This window comes from Moorena sp. SIO3B2, from assembly GCF_010692525.1.
In the GTDB taxonomy this organism is placed as follows: domain Bacteria; phylum Cyanobacteriota; class Cyanobacteriia; order Cyanobacteriales; family Coleofasciculaceae; genus Moorena; species Moorena producens.
The window spans coordinates 1-3873 of the sequence record NZ_JAAHHE010000498.1 but is presented as its reverse complement, the minus strand read 5'-3'; the positions used below and the strand labels follow the sequence as shown (position 1 = coordinate 3873).

Below are 3873 nucleotides of genomic sequence, written 5' to 3'. Positions count from 1 at the left end.
GAACGATAACAAACTTTTGCCAAGGTTGATAAGAAAATGCAAAGTCTCTTAACTTAACTTTACTTAAGTTAATAATAACTAAAGTGTGTTCTAGTTTGCTCTTTAGCCGAAGGGAATATGATTTAATGGAAATACCATTCATACACCAATTAGTGAGATTCGTTAGCTATAAACCTTATCCTGTAACAATTTCGGGGATTAGCTCCTGCGGGTAAAATCAACCTAGACAACTTGATAACTATCCTGCTCCAAGTCCAGCCGGAGTATAATCCGAGTCACAGCCCTACCCCTACTGATAGGAACTAACCAATCCATGGATCAAGGGGGGTCGAAAGCGAAAACACTGGTAGCCTAAACTGGTGTAATAGTAGGCAATAACTCATGGGGACCCAAAGAAGGTATCTCCGAATCATTATTAATGAAGTGTGGCTTAATCAGGCTTAACCAGCCAGAGTAATCGTATTTTGCTGAAAATGTCCCAAAATAAGAAAAAGATGTCCGACAGTTACAGCGTCAGATACAGCGCTCTAGATGAGTCAACAATACCAGCAAATATGAGCCTGAGGCAGATTTTCTGGCGTTGCTGAATTAAGGAATGAATGTGCGATAATTTGGTTTTATTAAAGCCCCCTAAATCCCCCAATTCTGGGGGACTTTCATAGTTTTGTTCCCCCCAGAATTGGGGGGCTAGGGGGGCAAAACCATACGCATAATCAGCAACGCCGATTTTCTGGCTAAAAAGAAATTAAGCTGTTGTGCATTAAAAATATCTAACAGCTTATTTAAGTTACACGCAAACCGCCATAAATATCAATCAGATTTTTTTGATCATAGTAATACCTCGGGTCTTACCCATCAGTGATCCCTTTCCTTGCTTAGGGATCTCTTTACTCGTTAAGCTGACTATTGAATTTGCAGACGCGCCCTAGTTATTTTCTCCAGCTCCTTTTCATAGAAGAACTCTTTTTCGCCGAACGCTGGGGCTAGCTCACCAAACCAGGTGGCTTCAGGGTCATAGTGGGCAAAGAATGGCACCTTGCACCAATTAGGATCCCGCCCCCGAATAAACGAGAGAACAAATACCCTTTCTCCCATAATGTGGGCAACTCCACTGATAAGCACTTTACCTGGCAATGCTGACATTACAGGTCCTCGCACAGTTTGACTAAGACCGGATACTCCTTTAATTGCATGGCGAAAAATTTCCCAAGTACGTACTAGGGGTATTCCAAAGTAGTGTTTTGGTCCTGTGTCTCGCTCAACAAACATATAGTACGGAATGCACCCTAGTCGCACCTGCATCTGCCACATTTTTCTCCAGGCTCTAGCAGAATCATTTACGTGCTTGAGTAACGGACTTTGTGCACGGAGCTGAGCTCCTGTAGAGCGAATGCGTCGAATCGCCTCCTGAGCAATTGGGGTATCAAGTTCTCGCCAGTGGGTGTAGTGACCCATAACAGCTAAATGTTTCCCACTGTAAACTATTTTCTCAAACAAGCGTAGCACATCATCAGCATCTCGATCGGTAACGTAACGATAAGGCCAGTAGGCAACTGACTTGGTTCCAATGCGAATGGTTTGGATGTGTTCAAATTCTGGGTCTAGCAGTGGTTCAATATATTGAAAAAGCCTCCGGGCACTCATAATCATAGGATCCCCGCCCGTGAGCACAACATCAGTTACCTCTTTGTGCTGGCGGAGGTAGTCTTGGAACCTCCCTGACTCACGAGTAGTAAATTTGTGAGTGTTCGTATCTACAAATTGTGCCCACCTAAAACAAAATTGACAATAGGCGTGACAAGCCTGACCAGATGAAGGAAAAATGAGGACGGTATCTGGGTATTTATGTTGGATTCCAGAAATTAGTTCACCATCCAACCTTGGCACGTTATAATCTACTTGTCCTCCAGGATGTGGGTTGAGACGAGAGCGAATGTCATCAACAGTTCTACGGATAGTTTCTTTCGATCCATTTGTTTTCAGCAACTTAATTACTCGATTTAAGTCTTCAGGGTTTAACATATCTGGATGAGGGAAGGTCATGCGAAAAATCGGATCATCAGGTAGATTGTTCCAATCGATTAGTTGCTCAACAATATAGTTATTTACTCGAAAGGGAAAAACCTTACTTACTGCTTTCATTGCCAGGCGTTCATGACTTGGTAGTTTTTGTAGCTGGGGCAAGTTCTCTATATCATGACTACCAATGTTGTTAAACGGGTTACTGGTTAAGGGGTGCATCTTTTTGTTGTAAATCTATAACTCAGGGAACATAAGTTGTATTTTAGCCTTAAATGGTCATATCAATGGTCATATTTTTGCAAAAGTCATGCAGCACGCTCATGGGTATTTACCCCATGAGCGACTGGATCAAGACAGTGAGATGCACCCCTCATTAGGGTTTTGCAAGTTTTTTTGGTGATACCAATTTAAATTTATAGTAAGTGCTTTTTTGGTGATACCAATTTAAATTTATAGTAGTCAAAGTAAAAGTTAAGATATATTTCTGCTCCCTGCTCCCTGATCCGAAGTCCCTTTAAAACAAAATGCTTTGTCCTCAACTATACTTCGGTTGCTATATTGTTCACTAAATCCATAGCATAAGAACATAAAAAATGATGAGTAAAGATACCGAAAATTTTTGGGTTTTTAAAGCACTTAATGGAATTGTAGACATTAACTTCAATACAGAAAAAAGTATTGAGGAATTTTGCAATTTTGTATTATCGGGACTTAAAAAATCAGGCCACATAGGCTCAAACTTCCGAAATTTCAGGTTGCTCGATACATCGATGAATGATTCTTATACAATTTTGCAATCAACTTTTCGCAAAGCTAATGAGATTAGAGCTCAAAACGAGAATAGTGGAGGAATACAAATACTCTTAGCTGACCCTTACAGTGAGTTTGCACGTAATCGAGCTGAGTCAATTAGTAAGAATCCATTTCAACAGCCGATGTCGCCAATGAAAAAGATGGAGGATAGTTTAGAGCAGATTATTGTATCTATGAGAGACTTGGCTGAAACACAGCAAAGAAGACCTTTACCCTCATGTATGGAGGGTGTTAAACCAAAATTGGAATTTATTCACGAATACGGTAAGGATTTTGGGTTGAGACTTCTACTCTATTCAGATGTCCCCAGTGGACCAATGTACTTTTTTCAAAACATTTTACTCAAAGGAAGGTTCTGTGTGGGAGAATCTGCAGTTAATCTTCCCTGGATGATGATTATTGATGATCCTAATTGTAGCAAAGATTTTTACAATGTTTTTAGCGACGAGTTTGATCGGATATGGAAGCTTAGTGAAGAAGAAAACTATCAGTATCCAAAAGAAAAAAAATTAAAAGCAGAAGAAACAAGGATTAGAGAATTAGAGCAAGAGATTAGTCGTTTGAAGGCAGAATTTAAAATTCTTAGCTCTCAAGCAAATTCTGAGGAAAATCAACCTCAGCTAAAAAACCAGATTAGCAGGGGGCTAGGGACTTTGGTGTCCACAGTGGTTGAGGTTATGGATCATGCTCAGCGCTTCTTATTCACTTGGCAGTTATTCGTAATTTTAATAGGTTTATTGGTGGCAGTATTTGTGGGAGTGGGATCTAAGATTGACTTTAATCAGCTTCTACCAAAGCCAACCCCTCCGCAATGATCTATCCCAAATGAGTCCAGTCTGGAAGCTCAACCACTTCGGTGAAAGTTCAGTCTAGCTAAATGCTTTAACCTTCACTTAGTTAAACCATGTTCGAGAGCATAGCGAACTAACTCAGTACGGCTATTAGTTCCGGTTTTACTAAACAGACGACTGACGTACTTCTCAACATTACGAACACTAGTCTCTAAACGTCGGGCAATTTCTTTATTCATTAGCCCTT

At 40.4% G+C, this 3873-nt stretch carries 3 protein-coding genes; 1 reads left to right on the top strand and 2 read right to left on the bottom strand.

The window, feature by feature from the left end:
- Nucleotides 1-903: 903 nt before the first annotated feature.
- Nucleotides 904-2241, bottom strand: a complete 1338-nt coding sequence (locus tag F6K38_RS36950; RefSeq protein ID WP_008180128.1) for a KamA family radical SAM protein — start codon at nt 2239-2241, stop codon at nt 904-906.
- A gap of 374 nt (nt 2242-2615) precedes the next feature.
- On the opposite strand from F6K38_RS36950, the gene F6K38_RS36945 reads away from it, so the two are divergent.
- A complete protein-coding gene (locus F6K38_RS36945; RefSeq protein ID WP_287359986.1) occupies nt 2616-3650 on the top strand; it encodes a hypothetical protein in 1035 nt (344 codons plus the stop codon).
- Between the two features lie 74 nt (nt 3651-3724).
- Here the strand turns inward: F6K38_RS36945 and F6K38_RS36940 are convergent.
- Nucleotides 3725-3873: response regulator transcription factor (locus tag F6K38_RS36940; RefSeq protein WP_287359403.1), on the bottom strand; the 149-nt coding region annotated here is incomplete at its 5' end.